This window comes from Streptomyces sp. NPDC090798 (genome assembly GCF_044768965.1).
Lineage (GTDB): Bacteria > Actinomycetota > Actinomycetes > Streptomycetales > Streptomycetaceae > Streptomyces.
This window is the reverse complement of the sequence record NZ_JBIVXA010000045.1, coordinates 1-18,197: the sequence shown is the minus strand read 5'-3', so window position 1 is coordinate 18,197 and position 18,197 is coordinate 1. Positions and strand designations below refer to the sequence as shown.

At 67.6% G+C, this 18,197-nt stretch carries 18 protein-coding genes and 3 pseudogenes; 9 read left to right on the top strand and 12 right to left on the bottom strand.

The window, feature by feature from the left end:
* Positions 1-209: 209 nt before the first annotated feature.
* From ACIQTP_RS46380 to ACIQTP_RS46370, 3 genes are all read left to right on the top strand, one after another.
* Positions 210-1,166 carry a GlxA family transcriptional regulator gene (locus ACIQTP_RS46380; RefSeq protein WP_403412127.1) on the top strand — a complete coding sequence of 319 codons (957 nt, stop codon included), beginning with the start codon at positions 210-212 and terminating at the stop codon, positions 1,164-1,166.
* 111 nt (positions 1,167-1,277) lie between these two features.
* A complete protein-coding gene (gene gap / locus ACIQTP_RS46375; RefSeq protein WP_403412125.1) occupies positions 1,278-2,276 on the top strand; it encodes a type I glyceraldehyde-3-phosphate dehydrogenase in 999 nt (332 codons plus the stop codon).
* A 7-nt stretch (positions 2,277-2,283) separates the two neighbouring features.
* Positions 2,284-2,466: a NucA/NucB deoxyribonuclease domain-containing protein gene (locus ACIQTP_RS46370; RefSeq protein ID WP_403412123.1), complete on the top strand. Its 183-nt coding sequence runs from the start codon at positions 2,284-2,286 to the stop codon at positions 2,464-2,466.
* 163 nt (positions 2,467-2,629) lie between these two features.
* Here ACIQTP_RS46370 and ACIQTP_RS46365 read toward each other — a convergent pair whose 3' ends face one another.
* The 3 genes from ACIQTP_RS46365 to ACIQTP_RS46355 form a co-directional block, all read right to left on the bottom strand.
* On the bottom strand, positions 2,630-2,941 hold the full coding sequence (locus ACIQTP_RS46365) for a hypothetical protein (protein WP_403412120.1): 312 nt from the start codon (positions 2,939-2,941) through the stop codon (positions 2,630-2,632).
* 444 nt (positions 2,942-3,385) lie between these two features.
* Entirely contained in the window at positions 3,386-4,573 is a 1,188-nt protein-coding gene (locus ACIQTP_RS46360) for a serine hydrolase domain-containing protein (RefSeq protein ID WP_403412117.1), read from the bottom strand.
* A 369-nt stretch (positions 4,574-4,942) separates the two neighbouring features.
* The gene (locus tag ACIQTP_RS46355) at positions 4,943-5,338 is read right to left on the bottom strand and encodes a hypothetical protein (protein WP_403412114.1); all 396 of its coding nucleotides are present in this window, start codon (positions 5,336-5,338) and stop codon (positions 4,943-4,945) included.
* A 210-nt stretch (positions 5,339-5,548) separates the two neighbouring features.
* Here ACIQTP_RS46355 and ACIQTP_RS46350 point away from each other — a divergent pair.
* From ACIQTP_RS46350 to ACIQTP_RS46340, 3 genes and pseudogenes are all read left to right on the top strand, one after another.
* Positions 5,549-6,984, top strand: a pseudogene (locus ACIQTP_RS46350) (NF041680 family putative transposase).
* 325 nt (positions 6,985-7,309) lie between these two features.
* On the top strand, positions 7,310-7,453 hold the full coding sequence (locus tag ACIQTP_RS46345) for a hypothetical protein (RefSeq protein ID WP_403412111.1): 144 nt from the start codon (positions 7,310-7,312) through the stop codon (positions 7,451-7,453).
* A 370-nt stretch (positions 7,454-7,823) separates the two neighbouring features.
* On the top strand, positions 7,824-8,588 hold the full coding sequence (locus ACIQTP_RS46340) for a transposase family protein (protein ID WP_403412108.1): 765 nt from the start codon (positions 7,824-7,826) through the stop codon (positions 8,586-8,588).
* 121 nt (positions 8,589-8,709) lie between these two features.
* On the opposite strand, the gene ACIQTP_RS46335 is transcribed toward ACIQTP_RS46340, so the two are convergent.
* Positions 8,710-9,078 carry a VOC family protein gene (locus ACIQTP_RS46335; protein WP_403412105.1) on the bottom strand — a complete coding sequence of 123 codons (369 nt, stop codon included), beginning with the start codon at positions 9,076-9,078 and terminating at the stop codon, positions 8,710-8,712.
* A gap of 203 nt (positions 9,079-9,281) precedes the next feature.
* Between ACIQTP_RS46335 and ACIQTP_RS46330 the strand changes: the two are divergent.
* A pseudogene (locus ACIQTP_RS46330) lies at positions 9,282-10,094 on the top strand (redoxin domain-containing protein); the annotation flags it as partial.
* A gap of 238 nt (positions 10,095-10,332) precedes the next feature.
* Here ACIQTP_RS46330 and ACIQTP_RS46325 read toward each other — a convergent pair.
* Together ACIQTP_RS46325 and ACIQTP_RS46320 are read right to left on the bottom strand one after the other, a co-directional pair.
* Positions 10,333-11,043: a transposase family protein gene (locus tag ACIQTP_RS46325; protein ID WP_403412166.1), complete on the bottom strand. Its 711-nt coding sequence runs from the start codon at positions 11,041-11,043 to the stop codon at positions 10,333-10,335.
* 303 nt (positions 11,044-11,346) lie between these two features.
* On the bottom strand, positions 11,347-11,835 hold the full coding sequence (locus tag ACIQTP_RS46320; protein ID WP_383671102.1) for a GNAT family N-acetyltransferase: 489 nt from the start codon (positions 11,833-11,835) through the stop codon (positions 11,347-11,349).
* A gap of 270 nt (positions 11,836-12,105) precedes the next feature.
* Between ACIQTP_RS46320 and ACIQTP_RS46315 the strand changes: the two genes are divergently transcribed.
* Positions 12,106-12,672 carry a transposase gene (locus ACIQTP_RS46315; RefSeq protein ID WP_403412102.1) on the top strand — a complete coding sequence of 189 codons (567 nt, stop codon included), beginning with the start codon at positions 12,106-12,108 and terminating at the stop codon, positions 12,670-12,672.
* A 193-nt stretch (positions 12,673-12,865) separates the two neighbouring features.
* On the opposite strand, the gene ACIQTP_RS46310 is transcribed toward ACIQTP_RS46315, so the two are convergent.
* Both ACIQTP_RS46310 and ACIQTP_RS46305 read right to left on the bottom strand, forming a co-directional pair.
* Positions 12,866-13,702, bottom strand: a complete 837-nt coding sequence (locus tag ACIQTP_RS46310; RefSeq protein ID WP_403412099.1) for a transposase family protein — start codon at positions 13,700-13,702, stop codon at positions 12,866-12,868.
* Positions 13,703-13,917: 215 nt separating this feature from the next.
* Complete coding sequence (locus ACIQTP_RS46305) at positions 13,918-14,448, bottom strand: GNAT family N-acetyltransferase (protein WP_403412096.1); 531 nt, start codon at positions 14,446-14,448, stop codon at positions 13,918-13,920.
* 181 nt (positions 14,449-14,629) lie between these two features.
* Between ACIQTP_RS46305 and ACIQTP_RS46300 the strand changes: the two genes are divergently transcribed.
* Entirely contained in the window at positions 14,630-15,097 is a 468-nt protein-coding gene (locus ACIQTP_RS46300) for a hypothetical protein (protein WP_403412093.1), read from the top strand.
* Positions 15,098-15,135: 38 nt separating this feature from the next.
* Here the strand turns inward: ACIQTP_RS46300 and ACIQTP_RS46295 are convergent, their stop codons facing one another.
* The 4 genes and pseudogenes from ACIQTP_RS46295 to ACIQTP_RS46280 form a co-directional block, all read right to left on the bottom strand.
* On the bottom strand, positions 15,136-15,636 hold the full coding sequence (locus ACIQTP_RS46295) for a GNAT family N-acetyltransferase (protein ID WP_403412163.1): 501 nt from the start codon (positions 15,634-15,636) through the stop codon (positions 15,136-15,138).
* Between the two features lie 356 nt (positions 15,637-15,992).
* The gene (locus tag ACIQTP_RS46290; RefSeq protein ID WP_403412091.1) at positions 15,993-16,724 is read right to left on the bottom strand and encodes a dienelactone hydrolase family protein; all 732 of its coding nucleotides are present in this window, start codon (positions 16,722-16,724) and stop codon (positions 15,993-15,995) included.
* Positions 16,725-17,245: 521 nt separating this feature from the next.
* Complete coding sequence (locus ACIQTP_RS46285; RefSeq protein ID WP_403412088.1) at positions 17,246-17,500, bottom strand: transposase family protein; 255 nt, start codon at positions 17,498-17,500, stop codon at positions 17,246-17,248.
* Positions 17,501-17,633: 133 nt separating this feature from the next.
* Positions 17,634-17,942: pseudogene (locus ACIQTP_RS46280) on the bottom strand (transposase family protein); the annotation flags it as partial.
* Between the last annotated feature and the right edge of the window lie 255 nt (positions 17,943-18,197).

The following is an 18,197-nucleotide window of genomic DNA, read 5'->3' as shown; positions in this document are numbered from 1 at the left end:
AGACGCCGCGATCCGAACTCTTCGGTCCTCTCGCAGTGCGGCCCCGGTCCCGTCGGCAGATGTCTCATCGACGGGCGGACGCCGACTTCTCCGACCCTCCGGTCAACCCAGTCGGAGTGCGCGTGGCGGGGCGGTCGCCCGCCGGCACGGAGCAGAGCTGCCGATGCTCTGCCCCTGATCGGGTCCGCACCCTTGCGTACCCTGTCTCCGTGTCAGTCTCTCGCCTGCGTCGCGTCGCCGTTCTTGTGCTCGAGGGTGCGAAGCCGCTCGATGTCGGAATCCCCGCGCAGGTGTTCACAACGCGCGCGAGCATGCCGTACGAGGTACGGCTGTGCGGCGCGGCACCTGGTCTCGTGACCGGTGGCGACGGCCTTTCGTACCACGTCGCCCACGGCCTTGACGCACTTGTATGGGCCGACATCGTCTTCATCCCGGGCTATCGGTTCCCGGACCGTGACGATCCGCCGCAGGCCGTCGTCGAAGCGCTGATCGCTGCCCACGACCGGGGCGCGCGGCTCGCCGCCATCTCGACGGGCGCCTTCGCGCTTGCCGCGACGGGCCTGCTCGACGGCAGGCGTGCCACGACGCACTGGCACTACACACGGGCGCTGATGGCGAGGCATCCGCTCGTTCAGGTCGACGAGAACGTTCTGTTCGTCGACGAGGGCAGCGTGCTGACGTCGGCCGGCGCCGCCTCGGGCATCGACCTGTGCCTGCACATTCTGCGCGGCGACCTCGGGGTGGCTGCGTCGAACCACGCGGCCCGGCGATTGGTCGCAGCCCCCTACCGCAGTGGCGGTCAGGCGCAGTATGTGCCGCGCAGCGTGCCTGAGCCGCTCGGTGAGCGGTTCGCCGACACCCGCGAGTGGGCGCTGCACCGGCTCTTCGAGCCCCTCACCCTCGAGGTACTGGCGCGGCAGGCAGCGGTCTCCCCGCGCACGTTCTCGCGGCGCTTCGTAGCGGAGACCGGGTACACACCGATGCAGTGGGTCATGCGAGCCCGCATCGACATGGCCCGCGAGCTGCTCGAGCGTTCGCAGCGCAGCGTCGAGCAGATCGCCGCCGACGTCGGTCTCGGCACCGGTGCGAATCTGCGGCTGCACTTCCAGCGCATCCTCGGCACCACGCCGAGCGAGTACCGGCGCACCTTCGGCCAGGGCCAGTAGCCCCGCCACCGGCGCACCTGGCGCGATCCTTTTGAACCGTGGCGATCCCGCCACTGTCACCGGTGGGGTGTCGCGAGCGAGCCTTGGGGGCGAACCGAAGGGACAGCATTTATGACTCGCATCGCCATCAACGGATTCGGCCGCATCGGACGCAACGTGCTGCGCGCACTGCTCGAACGCGACAGCACCCTCGAGATCGTCGCCGTCAACGACCTCACGGAGCCCGCCACCCTCGCGCGACTGCTCGCCTACGACACGACGGCCGGCCGGCTCGGGCGCCCGGTGACCGTCGACGGGGACGCTCTCGTCGTCGACGGCCGTCGCATCAAGGTGCTCGCCGAGCGTGAACCGGCGCAGCTGCCGTGGGCCGAACTCGGTGTCGACGTCGTCCTCGAGGCGACCGGCCGCTTCACGTCGGCCGAGGCTGCGCGCGCCCACCTCGATGCGGGCGCGAAGAAGGTGCTGGTCAGCGCGCCGTCGGAGGGCGCTGATGTCACGCTGGCGTTCGGGGTCAACAGCGACACGTACGACCCGACCTTGCACACGATCGTCTCGAACGCCTCGTGCACCACCAACGCGCTCGCACCGTTGGCCGCGGTACTCGACGAGCTCGCCGGCATTGAGCACGGCTTCATGACGACGGTGCACGCCTACACGCAGGAGCAGAACCTGCTGGATGGTCCGCACCGCGATGCCCGTCGCGCCCGAGCCGCCGCCGTCAACATCGTGCCGACCACGACGGGCGCCGCCAAGGCGATCGGCCTCGTGCTGCCGAACCTGGCCGGCAAGCTGTCGGGCGACTCGATCCGTGTGCCGGTTCCGGTGGGCTCGATTGTCGAGCTCAACACGACCGTCACTCGTGACGTGACGCGCGACGACGTGCTGACCGCGTACCGCGCCGCGGCGGATGGGCCGCTCGCCGGCATCCTCGAGTACTCGGACTTCCCGCTCGTGTCCTCCGACATCACGGGCAATCCGGCCTCGTCGATCTTCGACTCGGCTCTCACCCGGGTCGACGGGCGGCACGTGAAGGTGGTCGCCTGGTACGACAATGAGTGGGGCTTCTCGAACCGAGTGATCGACACACTCGAGCTCATCGCCACCCGCTGACCGGAGCGTGCCCGGCCGCATCTCGTGTGATGAGTACCCGTTCGCTTCCGCCTACGAGGGCGGCACCGCCCTTCCTGCCGCCCAGCGGGAAGTCATTTGGGTCAAGGTCAACGAGAACAAGGACCGGGGCGGACGCATCACCGCCTGGCGCGGCCGGATGCACGTCATGGATCACGACCCTCCTAGGTGATCGCCTGAGCACCGCTGCATTCCCGCAAGACCGGGTGCCTCTTCCCGCCTCGTTCGGGAGGGGGCACCCTGCCCCGTTCAAGGAGGCTCCCCAAGCTGGTCCGCGCATCCTCGTTCACCGTCGCCCTCGGCGAAGGCGGCTACCTGATCGGCTTCACCGACGACTACGAGATGCCCTTCGGCTCCCGGCGCAGCTCCGCTTCATGTAGCTGCCACAGCCGGTAGAAGCGCCTCCACATCGCCCGTTCGTCCGGCCGCTCGTCGATGTACTCCACATGGAAGCTCCAGGCCCGCCTACCGTCATTCCATCCCCATCTTCCCCCGCGCGGTGCGGCGGGCTGAGTCCGGTCGGTCGTCCGGCTGACCGATGGGCGCGTGAGAAAGTTGCCGCTCCAGTCGATCCGCCCCTCGGCGTCGGCCTGGGTATGGACGGCCTGCAGGATCCGGTACCAGGTTCCGCCCTGTTCTCGGACCATGGCGAATGCTCCACGGTGGTGTCGACGTGACGGCCGGAGTCGGGTAGGAGCAGGATGCAGTGTCCGTTGAAGACGGTGCCGTCATCGTTCCAGGACGGTTCTGGAGCGCCGTGCAGGACACCGTCGCCGTTCGCCTCACGGACCGCGAGATCAGCCAGCGCGAGTTCGGCGCGGATCCTGGGTTGACCGTAGGCGTACTTCATATTTCTCGCTCTGTTGCAGGCCACAGAGCGTCCCTGCGTTCCTCGTATGGCCAAGTCACGGGGCAGGAAGCAACGCAAGCCGCAGCAGCGAGTCGTCCGGCGCAGGCCGGAACCTGCCGCTCGAACCTCCTTATCCTTCTGCGGTCCTCACGCCGGGGCGTACGCGATGCGGGGAGAGAGAGCAGTGGCCGCGCGCGCCTCCTCAAGCGGACCTACCGGCCACCGCGCCGACGCACTTCGCTCATGGGGTGCTGGGGGCCGACAGGCCGCCCCCGGTGCACAGTGCGTGGTCGATCAGCGCGCTGGCCGCGTTCTCCTGGTCCATTATGTGCTCCAGGGCGTCACCGCGTGCCTCGGACATGGAGACCACGGCGCTTCGCCTGCCGTCGTCGGTGACGCCGTTGAGGGTGATGTAGCCGCCGTCCCCACCCTCATGGCTCCAGTAGGTTCCTCCGCAGCTCAGGGGCCGTTCGACCAGTCCGAGCCCGTAACGGCCTGCGGGCCACAGCTGTTGGACCTCCGCGCTCACGGGGATGGTCTGCTTCATCTTGGCCAGCTGCCGTGCCGGTAGCAGGCGGCCCGCGAGCAGCGCTCGGAGGAAGCGGTTCTCGTCCCGCGTGGTCGTGACCCACGAAAGGTTCTCGTAGTCCACCGGTATCTGGTCGGTGACGTCCTCCCGGGAATCGGGGCCGAAGAGCTGGTAGGCCTGGGCGTGCGGCCGGGGAAGGGTGGGCGCGGTGCCCATCCACCGGGTCTGGTCGAGGCCGAGCGGGCGCAGGATACGGTTTTCGATCTCTTGGTGGGCGGGGTGACCGGTGGCCTTCTGGATGATCATGCCGAGCAGGACGTAGCCGGTGTTGGAGTACGCCCAGCCCTCGCCGGGCGGGAAGTCCGGCGCATGGGCCATGGCACGGGCCACCAACTGCTCGGAACCGTAGACGTCGTCGCGCTGCTGGTAGTACTCCTCGGGCGTGGTGTATCCGGGCAGATCGTCGTGGATGCCGCTGGTGTGCTGGAGCAGTTGACGGATGGAGATCCGGCTGCCGTCGTTGCCGTTGCCCCGCACCACTCCGGGCAGCCAGTGGCCGACCGTGTCGTACAGGGACAGCCGACTCTCATCCTCCAGCTGGAGGACCACGGTGGCGACCAGCGTCTTGGACGTGCTGGCCATGCGGAAGTAGCCGTCGGCGGGGACCGGTCGGCCGGTCTTCAGGTCAGCGGTACCGCTGGTGGCGACCGACTGCCGGCCATCAGGCCCGATCACGCGGGCCTGCGCACCGCTGATACCGAGGGCCCGGATCGCCTCGGTGTCCTGGCGTAACTGCTCCACAGGGGAGGGGCGGGCGGGCCGGGCGACGGCCACCCCTGTGGCGAGCAGCGTAGCGACACCGGCTGCCATGACGAGGTGCGTTCGCAGAGTCGAAGTCATGGCTGGACGCTAGTTTTGCCCCCAGCGGAGGGCGATCCGGCACGCCCCAGGATCGGCATGGGGGATACCCCCCCCAGCGCGGGCCGTCACCGGTCCGGCGTCGACTTACCAGGCACGGTGTGACGGTTTTCGATTCAGTTGGGACCGCCGGGGCGCGCCGGAAGGCACTGTCGTTGAGCGCGACAGCCTGGAGAACGTCCAGGCCTACTCCGCCAAGCACCGGATTGTTCGAGGGGCTGGCCCCAATCTTCTCTGTATCAGGCGCAAGTCACGGAGAGTCACAGATCCCCGGTTCTGGCACAGCTTCTCAGCTTGTCTTTTATGGTCTGAGCTACGGGAGGACGCCCGGCCGGGCGTACGCACTGCGCGTCATCCTGCTTCGGCCGGGGATGAAACGCAGGCATCGACGTCACCACCGGACGTCAGCGCTCGGCGAAGCGGAAGCGCCGTGAGCAGGACGAAGATACCGAAGAGCGTGATCGGCAACAGGCCTATCGGACGAAGAAACTCGGTGGGATGCGCCATGACCGCGCTGTACGCAACGCTCCAGTTGCCGACCACATCGGCGAGCATGACCATGGCAGCGAACAGCGGCCCACCAGGGCGGGCACGGATGATCATTAGTGCGGCCAGCGGATCCAGCAGCAAGAGGACGTGGAAGAGCAGTTGGACGAATATCGGTGCGTAGTTGTAGGCATTTAGGCCGTCCGTCGCCAGAAAATACCCGTGCGCTCCCGTTCCTTCCAGGAACCCGACCACGTACACCGCGGCCGTGCACCGGATCCAAGCCGGGCGGTTCCCCCATCCCATAGTGGCGACCCTAGCTCGCCCTTGAACGTCGGCCTCGAACGGGGCCCCGAACTTGATCGCTCAGACGGGGATTCGCCGGACGCTGGAGCGGCCTTCGTCTGACCATGTGCTCCGACCAAGGTGCACCGATCGAGACAAAGGCCGTGAGGGTGAGTCTGTTGCCTCATGCCACCTGGGGAAGCGTTCGCGCAAGCGTCACGCTTCCGGGAGGACTTATTCGACTGTCTGACCGCGCGCGGGGGCGAACTGTTCGATCTCGTCGACGCATTGCTGTACGCGGACGGTCCGGTGACCTCGCCGGTGGATCTGGCGCTGGTGGCCGAGCACCGGCGTGGGCACGGCGCGCTGTACGACGCGTTAAACAACGGGAGCATCGACGCGCCCCGGCTGCGGCAGGTGCTGGCCGGTCTGTCGATGCCGCGGGCGGCCGACGGGCGTATGGTCCTGGCGGTGGACGTCAGCAACTGGCTGCGCCCCGACGCACCGACCAGCGCGGAGCGTCTGTTCTGCCATGTCTACGGCCGCAGCGGACGGTCCTCGGACCAGTTCGTACCTGGCTGGCCGTACTCGTTCGTCGCCGCCCTGGAATCGGGCCGGACGTCCGGGTGCCAGCTCTTGGACGCTGTGCGTCTTGGGCCCGAGGACGACGTCGCCGAGATCACCGCCACCCAGGTCCGCCGTGTGGTCACGGACCTGATCGAGATGGGCGGCTGGCACGTCGGCGACCGCGACATCCTCATCGTCTTCGACGCCGGCTACGACGCCCCGCGCATGGCCCACCTCCTGGCCGGCCTCCCGGTCGAGGTGCTGGGTCGGATGCGCTCCGACCGCGTCATGCGACGGCCGACGCCTTCGCTCAAGGAGTACGCCCTGTCCTATCCCCAGGGCGGGCGACCGCCGAAGCACGGCAAGGAGTTCCGCTTCGCCAAAGCGGAGACCTGGGGCGAGCCGGACGCGGCCACGACGCAGGTCACCGACCGATACGGCACCGCCCTCGCGATGGCCTGGGACCGCTCCACCCCCGCCTGACCAACCGCTCCGCCTGGATCGACCACACCGGCGAACTCCCCATCATCGAGGGCACGCTGATCCGCCTCCAGGTCGACCGCCTGCCCGGCGGAGGCGACCCACTGCCGCTCTGGCTCTGGTCGTCTGTCACCGGCCTGAACAGCGAGGACGTCGACGTGCGCTGGCAGGCGTTCCTGAGGAGGTTCGACATCGAGCACCTCTTCAGGCTGATGAAACAGACCCTCGGGTGGACCCGTCCGAAGCTGCGGACTCCTGGGGCCGGCGAGCGCTGGACCTGGCTGATCATCGCCGCGCACACACAGATCCGCCTTCTGCGCGGGGCAGCCGCCGACTTGCGGCGGCCGTGTGAGAAGCCTGCCGAGCCCGGCCGGCTCACGCCCGCCCGGGTCCGCCGTGGGTTTCGGAACCTCCGCCCGCACCTTCACTGTCCGGCCCGTGCGCCGAAACCATCAACTCCCGGCGATGGAAGGCCAGTTGCCTCGAAGAACCGGCGGCCTGCCACCCGCTACGACGTGGGCAAGACCGTGAAACGACCCGAGAGCATCATCGAACGGAACCGACTCAGACCATAAAAGACAAGCTCACCCGACCTTCCCCTCCTTAAGGGGGAACGAAGCCTTCGTCGTTCTTGCGGTGTGGACCAGGATCTCCTGGGCGACAGCGGATCGCTACGTTGACCTTGCCCCTGAGGGCAAGGTTTAACGTTCGTGGAGATGAGCGGCATGAGGATCAGTGAAGCTGCGCCATCTTGAAGTGGCTGGTCAGGGTGCTGGTGTGACGCCGTTTCGGGGTGCTCGTGCTGGTCGTGGGCGGCAGTCTGGGGTGTAGATCGTTGGGCAGGGGTGGGTTTGCGGATTCCCGTCCGTCGTCGCGGGTGCCGCTCCTACGCTCCGGCGCATGATGGATCCCGAGGTGTTGGAGCGGATCGCCGCGCGGCGTGCGGAGCTGGACGGACTCGAAGAGCAGCTGGTCAAGCAGCTGTCGGAGGTACGAGCTGGCGCGATGAGCTGGCCGTGGCCGAGCGGTTGTGGCAGCGGATGAGCGAGCAGCTCGCCGACGAGCGCACGGAGGCCGGGTCGCCGGTGGTCCAGGTGGCGGGTCGGGCGGTGCGGCTGGTCCCGGACCGTGGGCCGGGGTGGCTGAGTGCGCACTGCCAGCGGAGTACCAGCGCATCCTGACCGCGGTGCGGCAGGCCGCCGGCCCGGTCTCCACGCCCGGCGGATCGGCGAGGTGCTGGGCTTGGACACCGGGGTACGGGGCAAGCCGGAGCCGTCGCGCGGGAAGCTCACGAGGCTGGCCGACCGCGGCTGGCTGCACACACGACCCGACGGGAAGTTCACCACTCGCCCGTGACCGGTCCGCGCGGCGATCGGGGCGTAACCGAGGTGCCCCGGGCGGCTGTTGGAATTTTGTGACGAAGACCAAAGAGCACGCCGGGGACACCGTGTCCGTGGTCTACCAGTGCCGCCTGCCGCTGTCCACGCACACCCTGCACTACCTCGCCGACCTGAAGCGACGCCATCTCAAAGCGACACGGTCGAGGTGGCGGGCGCTGCCGCCCGGGAGGATCGCGGTGATCGTCCTGGCCGTGCTGCGGCACGACCAGCGCCTGGCCGACATGGCCGGCGCCAACGACATCTCCGCCACCACCGTGCGCCGCTGGCGGGACGAGCTGATCGCGCTGCTCGACGCGAGGACCCCGTGTCTGGACCGCGCCCTGAAGAAGATCGCCAAGCAGGGCGCGGAGGTCGTCCTGATCGACGGCACCCTGATCCCCACCCAGCGCCGCACCGGCAAGGCGAACCGCCCGAACTACTCCGGCAAGCATCGCCGCCACGGCCTGCACGTGCTTGCCCTGACCGACGAGCGGGGCTGTCTGGTGTGGATATCGGCCGCCCGGCCCGGTCGCACCCACGACATCACCGCCGCCCGCCGCGACCATATCCTGGCCCACCTGCGCGCTGCCGGTCTCGGCGGCCTGGCCGACCTGGGCTCTATCGGCCTGGACGACGACGGGGGCGACCCCGTGGTCGTCACCGGCTTCGGCCACCCGCGCCCGCAAGCTCGCACCCGCCGAAAGGGAGGCCAACCGCATCCTGGCCGCCGGACGCGCCCCGGTCGAACGCGGCTTCGACCATGTGAAGAACTGGCGGATCCTCACCGAGCTCCGCACTGACCCCGCCCGCGCCACCCGCCTGCTTCGCGCGCCTCGTCCTGACGGACATCGAGGCCACTACAGGCAATTGATCCATACCGCAGGCAGCCCACGACCAGCACAAGCACCCGGAACAGCGGCGTCACCGGGCCGGGATCGGCTGAGTGAGGTTCACCGGATTGCCGTCGGGGTCCTGGATGTGGGCGACGCGCTGTCCCCACGGCATGTCATTGGGGCCGCCGCGGACCGAGCCGCCGAGCGCCTCCACCCGGCCGAGCACCTCGTCGACGTCGTCGACACCGATGCTGAGCAGGATCCGCGACGCCGCCCCAGTCCCCGGGTTCGCCTTGGCCACCAGCCCGAGGTCGGTGTCGCCGATGCGCAAGCCGAGGTAGAAAGCCGGGCCTTCCGCCGGTACCCGGAAGATCTCCTCAGCGCCGAACAATTTCGTATAGAAGCCGAGCAGAACGTCCTGGTCGGCAGTAATGATCACTGGCTGGATGGTGGACATGGCACTCCTGTCGAGAACGGTCGTGTCGCTGGATAGACCGTTCGAGGGCGGTGAACTCATCGGCAAAACCACCCCGCCGGACGATCTACAACACAGACTGCCGCCCACGACCAGCACGAGCACCCCGAAACGAGGTCACGCCACCCCGCTGACCAGCCACTTCAAGATGGCGCAGCCTCAGTGAACTGGCACGTCGAGCCGGGGTGACGACCAAAGCGGTGCGCTATTACGAATCGCTGAGGCTGATCACTCCCGTTCGACAGGCCAACGGATACAGGCAGTACGACGAGGACGACGTGCGCCTGGTGCACGAGATCCGGGCACTCAGCCGCCTCGGCATCCCCGTCCAGCGCACTCGGCCGTTCCTGGAATGCCTGGCGGCAGGGCAGCAGCACACTGACGACTGTCCGGCCTCCCTCGCCGGCTACCGCGAGGCGATCGACGAACTGACGGAGCGGATCAATGCCCTGACCGCACGCCGGTCGACTCTGGTGTCGCACTTGCGAGCGGCCGCTCATCGCAACAGCAACACCCCACCCCCGGACGACGGAGAACACCTGATGAACGACTTGTATCAGCTGCCTGCGAACCTACCCGTCCCTGAAGACGACGGCGCGGCCGATCAACTTCCCGGCCTGAAGACGCCCCACGTGCAACTGCCCAGCACCGAGGGCACCGCCATCCGCATCGATACGCTCGGCACCGGCCGGACAGTGCTCTACCTCTACCCGCTCACGGGCCGCCGCTCGGATGCCGACCTCCCGCAGGGCTGGAACTCCATCCCCGGGGCGCGCGGCTGCACCACACAAGCGTGCGACTTCCGCGACCACTACCAGGATCTTCGTGCGGCCGGCGTGCTGCGACTCTTCGGCCTGTCCAGTCAGGACACCGCCTACCAGCACGAGGTCGTCGAGCGGCTCCGCTTACCCTTCGAGATGCTCTCCGACCCCTCGCTGAGCTTGGCCTCAGCGCTTGGCTTGCCCACGTTCGAAGTCAACGGGCTGACGCTATTCAAGCGGCTGACCCTTGTCATTCACGACGACGTGATTGAACACGCGTTCTATCCGATTTTCCGCCGAACCAACATGCCCAGCAGGTCTTGGCCTGGCTGCGTGACAACCCCGCGTAAGGTTCCCGACCGAGTACAGGCGCAAGGGCCACCGTCATCCGTGGCCCTTCACGCGGACATGTGCCTAAAGGGTGTTGCAGAAGGCCGTGTTTTTGCAGGCCAGAGGGTGATCATGGCTGTTCTGATCAGGTGGCCAGGGCGAGGTTGTGCATGGGGGCGAGAGCTTGGACTACGTGGTGGAGGCCGTCGCCGTGCTGTCGGCAATCGCGGAGGATCTTGTAGTTCTTCAGCCGGCCGATCGCATGCTCGACCCGCGCACGGACCCGGCGATGCTCCGCGTTGTCGGCTTCCTCGCCGGCCAGGAGGGCCCGGCCGGGTCGTTTGCGGTGCGGGACGACCAGGCCGGTGTTGATGTAGGCGCCGTCGCCGAGCACGGTGACGCCCTGGCACTGCTGCGGCAGGCCGGAGTCGCGCCATACATGGGCGTCGGCCCTGTCGCCCGGGGCCGGGCGGGCGGTGGCTACGACCAGGCGGGTGTCGGCGTCGATGATGACCTGCACGTTCGCGGAGAACCGGTAGTTGCGGCTCGAGGCGCCGACCTTGCGGTCGCGGACCGGGACCAGCGTGCCGTCCACGATCCGCAGCCGGTCTGCGGCATCGACGGGCCGTGCGGGCTCGAGTGCCAGGAGGGGCCGCAGCTGCTGGATGACCCTGCACACCGTGGCAGGCGAGACCCCGAAGAGCGGCGCGAGCTGCCGCATGGTGAGGTTCGTGCGGTAGTGGACAGCCACCAGCAGCACCCGGTCGGCAAGCGGCAGACACCACGGCCTCCCGATGCGCGGCCCGCCGCCACCCCTCTCCCGCACCACCTTCAACAACCGCTCGAACTGCTTCATCGGCAGCCCCGTGAACGTCTCCACCCACAACGGATCAGCCGTCCCCACGCATACAAGAGAAATGCCCTGATCACGGCCTTCTGCAACATGCTTTAAGGCTTGTCCCGTAAAAGATCGTTGGGGTCAGTGGTGGGCTATCTCGTGACCGCTCGGGCTGCGTCGCCACGTCCCGCACACTCTCACCGTCGGGCGAGCTGCCCCACAGGGTCCGGTTGGATCCATCGAGCACGCACGTGCCTCGGCATGCACGGGCAGGGCGAAGGACGACGCGTCCGCTGACAGATCCCGCGAAGGTGACTGAGGCTACGTGAGTTCCTTCCGCATCAACGTGCACATCGTTTCGTAGCGGCGCAACGATCCATCAGGGGCTTGCTCGTCCCACGAGTCCGGCTGACGGTCGTACGCGACGTAACCCAGCCTTTCGTATAGCGCACGTGCCCGGGGGTTGCTTTCCTCCACACCGAGCTCGGCCTGCCGCAGGCCGCGGTTCCTGATCCGCAGTTCTGCGGCTTCAACAAGGAACGTGCCGATCCCGCACGACTGCAATGCGGGGTGGACTGCCAGCTGCCACAAAGTGCCGACACCCTCCTTGGCCTGGTAGTCGACGCCGCCTTTCGCCACAGGGATGTCCGTTGCAGGGCAGACCGCAAGATAGTCGACCTCGCCGATCCGGGCACGTTCCAACTGCTTTGCGACGCCGGCCAGGTGGCGGTCAGACCCTGCCCACCCGCACGACGCCAGGTCCGCATGCACCAAATCACGGGCTGACAGCTTCAACACAACGTTGATCATCTTCAGTACCTCCGGCGAGCCAGCATCCATGCCGATCACACAAGGCGCAAAGCCGTTTCCTCTACCCACACTCCTGGCGCACGGGCCACCGCTGCTCAAGCAATCAGACGAACGCTGCTACTGAAAGCGAACGAAGCCAGCCGCGAGAGGCCACCGCGAATGGCCAGCAGTTGAGATGATCTTGCTGTGTCTGGTGTGATCACGGCGGCGGAGCCGTCCTGGATAGCCCCGTTCACCGGGATGAGCCCACGATGCTTCGAGAAGTTGACGATGCGCCAGATTGCCCCGCTGTTCGGAGTCTCGAAGTCGGCGGCCGACCGGATCATCGACCAACTCGGCCCGCTCCTCGCGCTCCAGCCCAGGCGTCGCTTCGCGAAAGACACGGTGCTCATCGTGGACGGCACCCTGGTCCCCACCGCGACCACACGATCGCCGGTCCAAGAACTACAGGTACTCCACCAACCACCAGCTCGTCATCGATACCGACACCGTCTGATCGTCGTGGTCGGCCAGCTCCTGCCAGGTAATCGCAACGACTGCCGGGCGTGGGAGAAATCCGGGGCCAAGACCGCTGTCGGGAAGACCGTGACGATCGCCGACGGCGGTTATCCGGGAACCGGCCTCGTGATGCCGCACCGCCGCCGGGCCGGTGAGGAACTCCCCGACTGGAAGCAGGAACACAACCGCTCGCACAAGCGGGTCCGGGCTCGCGTCGAGCACGCCTTCGCCCGCATGAACAACTGGAAGATCCTGCGCGACTGCCGCCTCAAGGGCGACGGCGTCCACCACGCCATGCTCGGCATCGCCCGCCTGCACAACCTCACCCTCACTGGATAGACGAGCAAACTGCCCAGCGACTGACCATGTCCGCAGCGACTCAAAGATCATCTGAGAGGCGGCATTTACGACGTGGTCCGCGATTGAGGTTTGGGCGTGCTGGCCTGGCGGGTCGGCTGGTGGTTGATCAGTAGGCGGCCTGCCGGGCGGGCACGAGCTCGGTGCTCGGCTTGCGGCGGATAGGTCGGCGAGCCTAACGGTCCGAAACCAATGAAGCGATCGCCTGGTGGGTCGCGGCATAGTCCTCGCGTGAGCCGGTGTAGCGCTGGAGCGGGCGCCACTGCCGCAATTCGGCGTTGGCGTGCTCGACGCAGATCCGCTCCGAGGACTGCCGTCGACGCATCTCCCGCCAGGCGTACTCCTCGCCGAGCGGCGCGTCGCCCTTCGGCTTCTTCGGCGGGGCGCTGATCTGGCCGGGGAACTCGTTGGCCAGCCCTCGGTAGCCCTCGTCGACCTCGGCCGCCACCTTCGAGTGGAGCCGGAACTGCTCGGCGATACCCTCGGTGCGCGTCGCGGTCTGGTCGTGTGTACGGCCCGGACGGTCCGCACCCGACCACAGCAGGCGGCCCTGGCCGTCGCTGATGGTGGTGGTCTTGATGGTGTTCTGCTTCTTCTTGCCGGAGACAAAAGCCCGCCGTCCGGGCCTGCCTGCCTTCGGGCGGCGAACCTGGGTCTCGGCACCATCGACCCGCAACCGGATCCCCGCGGCCTCGGCGTAGGCGAACACGTCCGCCAGGGTCCGAAGTCGTACGCCGGAGTCGACGGGGACTGCGAAGCCACGCACGGCCAGCAACGGGCGAATCTCCCCGATGGCGCGGGAGATCGTGGAGCGGGCGACGCTGTACAGCTCGGCGAGCGCGGCGTGCGGGAGCCCGGTGCGTAGGTGGACCAGGGTGACGAGCAGGCGGTCGGTGAAGACCAGGTCGTGCTTCGGGCCGGCACCGGCCTCCCGCTGCCGCTCGGCACCGCGCCGCTCACGAAGCTCCGACTCGCACCGGGCGAGCCACAGATCGGCCAACTCTTCGATCAAGGAGCCGAGATGTGCACGCGAGACGCCGCAGAAGGCAGGATGGGTCAAGGCCGCACGGGCCCACTTCTTGGTCACACTCGAAGAACCCGTGCGGCCACTGCCCCGTCACGGCTGCCTGCCGATGATCAATGGTGTGGCTCTTCTGCGGGAACTGTCCGAGCTGGGAACTTCCCTGCAGAAGAGCAAACACGGCCGGCCAAGCACCGGACCGAGCATCAGGGCCTCAGCAGTCCGCCCACCCACCAGTCGTGCGGCTTGCCATCGTTGGCGATGCCGCGATTGCGCAGCGTCCCTTCGACGGCGAAGCCGAGTTTCTCGGCGACGGCACGCGAGCCGGTGTTCCCGGCCATGGCCCACCACTCGATGCGGTGGACGTCGATGGTGTCCCAGCCCCAGTCACACAGGGCCCGAGCGGCCTCCACCGAGTACCCGCGTCCGCGCTGTTCCTTGACCGCCCAGTAACCGAGCTCCCAGACGCCGCGGCTGACGAGGGTCAGGCAGTACGAGCCGACCAGGGCGCCGGTGTCCTTGCGGAACGCGCCGAGGGTGTAGTCCCTGTCCTCGGCCCACTGAGCGGGCAGCTTCTCGTCGACGAGCTTCTCCGCGTCCGCACGCCGGTACGGCACCGGCACCGGGGTGTAGAACTGGATGTCCTCGTCCTGGCAGGCTTCGTACACCGCATCCGCGTCGGCAGGTGCGAAGGCCCGCAGCACCAGACGGTCGGTCTCAAGCGTCACTGGATCCATCGCGGCAGTATGACCACCATTAACAAGCGGCGACCATCGAATATCCCGACCGAGCACCGCCCATCACACCCCCGGGCTGGTCAACGGTCCTCGCACACCCCAGATCAGCTGCCCCCCGAGACTCCCCCCATCAATCGCGGACCGAGCCGTTAAAGATCGACAGCGTGGAACGATAGCCACCATGTCTGGTCAAGTTTGGGTGTCACTCATATCGTTGGGCGGCGTCGCGCTCGGTGGCGCGCTGTCCTTCCTCGTCCAGTTTGCGACGCAGCGGTCGGCTGAGCGGACGGAGCAGCGGCGGCAGCAGACCGAGTTGTCGGAGGCCCGGCGTGCGGAGCGGCTTACGCTGCTGGAGCGGTTCGTCGAGGTGGGGGCCGAGGCGGAGCGCGCGGCCTTCAGCCGGCCGCACGAGTGGGACGACACGACCCCTTGGTTCCTCACGACCCGAGACTCCATGAACAGACTCTGGGTCGCGGAACGGCTGATCCGTATCCAGTTTCCGCTGCCCGTGCACGACGCGGCACGCAAGTACTTCCTCGACCTCAACCGGACCGTGTGGGAAGGCTTGCCCGACGGTGAGAGCGTGCGCGACTACCTGGAGGACAACAGACTGGCCTTTCTCGACGCGGCCCGAGCGGTCATGGGATAGCCCGCTGCGGGCCTCGAAGGTCATTTACGGGACAGCCCTTAGGTCCTGTCGTCGCGGGGCAGACGGGAATTTGACGACAGGTTGAGCGGCAGATCTCGGTGGAAGACGGCCATGGCCAGGCTGGGGCCGTTGTAGTCGTCGACGGTCTTCGTGTCGAAGCCGAGGCTGCGATGGAAGGCGATTGAGCCGGTGTTCTCAATTGATGTGATCGCCTTCAACTGCCGTGCGCCGTGACGTTCCGCTGCTTCAGCGAACGCCGTATACAGACGACGCCCGAGACCGGTGCCACGGGCGTCGTCCCGCGTGGCGATCAGATGCACGTACCCGGTGCCGTCCGGGGTGACGAACCCGAAGATGTACCCACGGATTCCGTCCTCGGCTCGGGCAACCAGGCAGGTGGAACCGAACTCCTGCACCAGCGCCAGAAGGTGCAGCGACCGAAGGTCGCGTTCCCCCCAGTAACGGGGGTGATCAGTCAGGACCTGGTGGAAGTCGGCCACCCCGGCCGGTGCGATGTGTATCCCCATGATGACGATCATGGCAGTCGCCCTGGCCGTTTCAGGCAAAGGGCCGCACTGGTTGGGCAAACTGTGACGCACTCCTGGGACCGTACGGCCTGTTCCCACCCTGCCCTGTCCAGGGTCTCCCGCGTATATTTCGGCGAGTTTGCTCGAGGAACTCGCCCCCAAGTGGCAGGCCGTCCGTGAGTCGGCCTTGCGTGAGCGGCGGGTGCATAAATCGAACTCTTCATGGCTTCGGGTAGCACGGGCCCCTGCCGAGTTGGCAGGGGCCCGCGGCATTAACAGCAGAGGAGCGCCGGGACCTGCCATTGATGGCAGCACCCTGGCCGGCACCGCCTACCGTCTACTGGCCCGGAGGCGGGGCCGGGCTGCGGCTAGCTCAGATGCCGGGCGAAGAACTGGGCCGCGGCGTCCCCCGCGAACTGCGGGACGCCGGTGTGCCCGCCCATGTTGGCGTGCAGCGTCTTCTCCTTGGAGCCGAAGGCGTCGAACAGGTCCAGGGCCGCCTGCCGGTCATTCCCTTCGTCGTCCCACTGCAGCAGGACGTGCAGCGGAATGGTGACCTGGCGGGCCTCCTCGAACATGGCGCGAGGGACGAAACTCCCGGCGAACAGAACGGCGGCCGAGATGCGCGGCTCGACCACCGCCAGTCGGGTCCCGATGGCGATCACTCCCCCCGAGTACCCGACCGGGCCGCCGATCTCCGGCAGCGAAAGGAGGGCGTCCAGGGCGGCCTGCCATTCCGGGACCGCCTTTTCGACCAGGGGGAGAACGAGCCGGTCCACGATCTCCTCGTCGACCGGCTCGCCGGCCTCCAGCGCCCGGCGCATGTCGGCGCGGGCCTGCTCGGCGGCGGCGGAACGGGGCCGGTCACCGCTTCCGGGGAGCTCGATGGTGGCCGCGGCGAAGCCCTCCGCCGCGGAGTGCCTGGCCCGGGCCGCCAGTCGGGGGTACATCTTGTGCAGTCCGCCGGGGTGGCCGAGCAGGATCAGCGGCGCCGGTGCGGATGCGGTTCCGGGCGTCCACAGGATGCCGGGGATCTCGCCGAGGGTGAATTCGCGCTCGAGGACACCGTCGTCGAGACGCCGTTCAGAAGTGAAGTGCATGGTCATGCCTTTCGGGAGTGCTCAGAAACGGCGCTCCCGGACGACCTATCGTCCGACCGTGACCCCAGAGGAGAGCACCCATGTGAATACGTTCACGGGTACCACCTCCTCGTTCTCTCGCACGGCCTCCGGAAAAGTAGCAGTGGTCGCGGTGGTCCACCAAACGGGTTTTTGCGCCGGGTTCCCTGGCCGGACGCCAAAGGAGTCGGCAACCTACGCAGAGCTACTTGGGGCCTCGTCGTGGCTTCCCGAGGCGAGGCCCTGACGGCGAGGCGCACTGGGGGCGCTGTCGTATCTCGGTTCTGGCACAGATCTTGGGGAGCGGTGGCGGGGCGTCACCGGTATGCCCGGGGCCACGAAACGCGGCCCTCATTCCGAGACGACGCTTAACGACCTCGTGCACGGTTGGCTGTGGCATGGCGAGGTGTGGGGCGTTGTCGGTGGTCACGTTCGAAGGGCGTGGCTGAGGGTGGCGGTCTGCTGGTGTGAGAGCAGCCCGACGACGGCTTGGACGATGTCACTCATGTGTTCGCGTCGGTCAAGATGGCGGGCGAGAGCCCGCCATCTTGACCGACGAGAGCCCGCCAGTTCTTCAGGTGTGCTATGCCGTGCTCGACGCGGATGCGCCGGGAGGAGTGCGCCTTGCGTTGCTGCTCGGGCCGCTCCTCGTACCAGGCGGGAGCGTTCTTCTTGGACTTGCGATGGGGTGGCGTCACCACGCGTCCGCCCGTCTGCGCTCCCATGCCCTGGTAGCCGGCATCCGCGAGGATCTCCATGCCGGAGCCGTCGGCCAGGAGTTGGGCAGTCCCGGCTGCCGGGCCGGGGTGATGTCGGCCAACTGCTCGGCCGAACCGGGCTGCATAGAGTAAACAGCCGGACGTCCGGCGCGACGGTGCATCGCCGCTGCGCGAGCAGGGGCCGCACCTCGCCGATGGCGCGCGTGATGGTGGAGCGGTCCACACCGAACCAGCAGGCCAGCACGTCATGAGGAGTCCCATGCCGCAGACTCTCCAAGGTGGCCAGCAGTCGGTCGACGAAGACGAACCTGTGCTTCGCCCCGACTCCTACAGCCCGTCGCCGCGGCCGAGCCGTCAGGAGTGCCTGATGCCGTTCGTGCCACAACGGCCCTACGTCAGCCACGAGTTCAGCGATCACCGTCGGCGACAGTTCCGTGATTCGGCACTCCGCGACGATCAACTCACGTGCTCCAGCCTCCATCATGCCCAGTTCAACGAGCCACCCGAGCACCAAGCCACGGCCAACCGTGCACGAGGTCGCTAGACGTCGATGTCGCTGGTGTCGATCAGGTGCACTCGCCGGTTGTGCCTGCCCGGTCGTACCTGTGGGACCAGCTGCTGGCTTCCGCATAGGCGGTGTCGGGTTGGGGGGTGGTGGGGTTTTGGGGTTGTGAATATACGGACTAGCTGGTTTGGTTTGGGGTGGTTGCTGGTTGTGTGTGGTGGTGGGTTGTGG

What these genes read in the sequence shown, in the direction of transcription:
- ACIQTP_RS46320 (WP_383671102.1), bottom strand. Translation starts at nt 11,835, where the DNA reads ATGATCAACGTTGTGTTGAAGCTGTCAGCCCGTGATTTGGTGCATGCG.
- ACIQTP_RS46345 (WP_403412111.1), top strand. Translation starts at nt 7,310, where the DNA reads ATGATGGATCCCGAGGTGTTGGAGCGGATCGCCGCGCGGCGTGCGGAG.
- ACIQTP_RS46300 (WP_403412093.1), top strand. Translation starts at nt 14,630, where the DNA reads ATGTCTGGTCAAGTTTGGGTGTCACTCATATCGTTGGGCGGCGTCGCG.
- gap (WP_403412125.1), top strand. Translation starts at nt 1,278, where the DNA reads ATGACTCGCATCGCCATCAACGGATTCGGCCGCATCGGACGCAACGTG.
- ACIQTP_RS46290 (WP_403412091.1), bottom strand. Translation starts at nt 16,724, where the DNA reads ATGCACTTCACTTCTGAACGGCGTCTCGACGACGGTGTCCTCGAGCGC.
- ACIQTP_RS46360 (WP_403412117.1), bottom strand. Translation starts at nt 4,573, where the DNA reads ATGACTTCGACTCTGCGAACGCACCTCGTCATGGCAGCCGGTGTCGCT.
- ACIQTP_RS46335 (WP_403412105.1), bottom strand. Translation starts at nt 9,078, where the DNA reads ATGTCCACCATCCAGCCAGTGATCATTACTGCCGACCAGGACGTTCTG.
- ACIQTP_RS46295 (WP_403412163.1), bottom strand. Translation starts at nt 15,636, where the DNA reads ATGATCGTCATCATGGGGATACACATCGCACCGGCCGGGGTGGCCGAC.
- ACIQTP_RS46365 (WP_403412120.1), bottom strand. Translation starts at nt 2,941, where the DNA reads ATGGTCCGAGAACAGGGCGGAACCTGGTACCGGATCCTGCAGGCCGTC.
- ACIQTP_RS46315 (WP_403412102.1), top strand. Translation starts at nt 12,106, where the DNA reads ATGCGCCAGATTGCCCCGCTGTTCGGAGTCTCGAAGTCGGCGGCCGAC.
- ACIQTP_RS46285 (WP_403412088.1), bottom strand. Translation starts at nt 17,500, where the DNA reads ATGGAGATCCTCGCGGATGCCGGCTACCAGGGCATGGGAGCGCAGACG.
- ACIQTP_RS46305 (WP_403412096.1), bottom strand. Translation starts at nt 14,448, where the DNA reads ATGGATCCAGTGACGCTTGAGACCGACCGTCTGGTGCTGCGGGCCTTC.
- ACIQTP_RS46325 (WP_403412166.1), bottom strand. Translation starts at nt 11,043, where the DNA reads ATGAAGCAGTTCGAGCGGTTGTTGAAGGTGGTGCGGGAGAGGGGTGGC.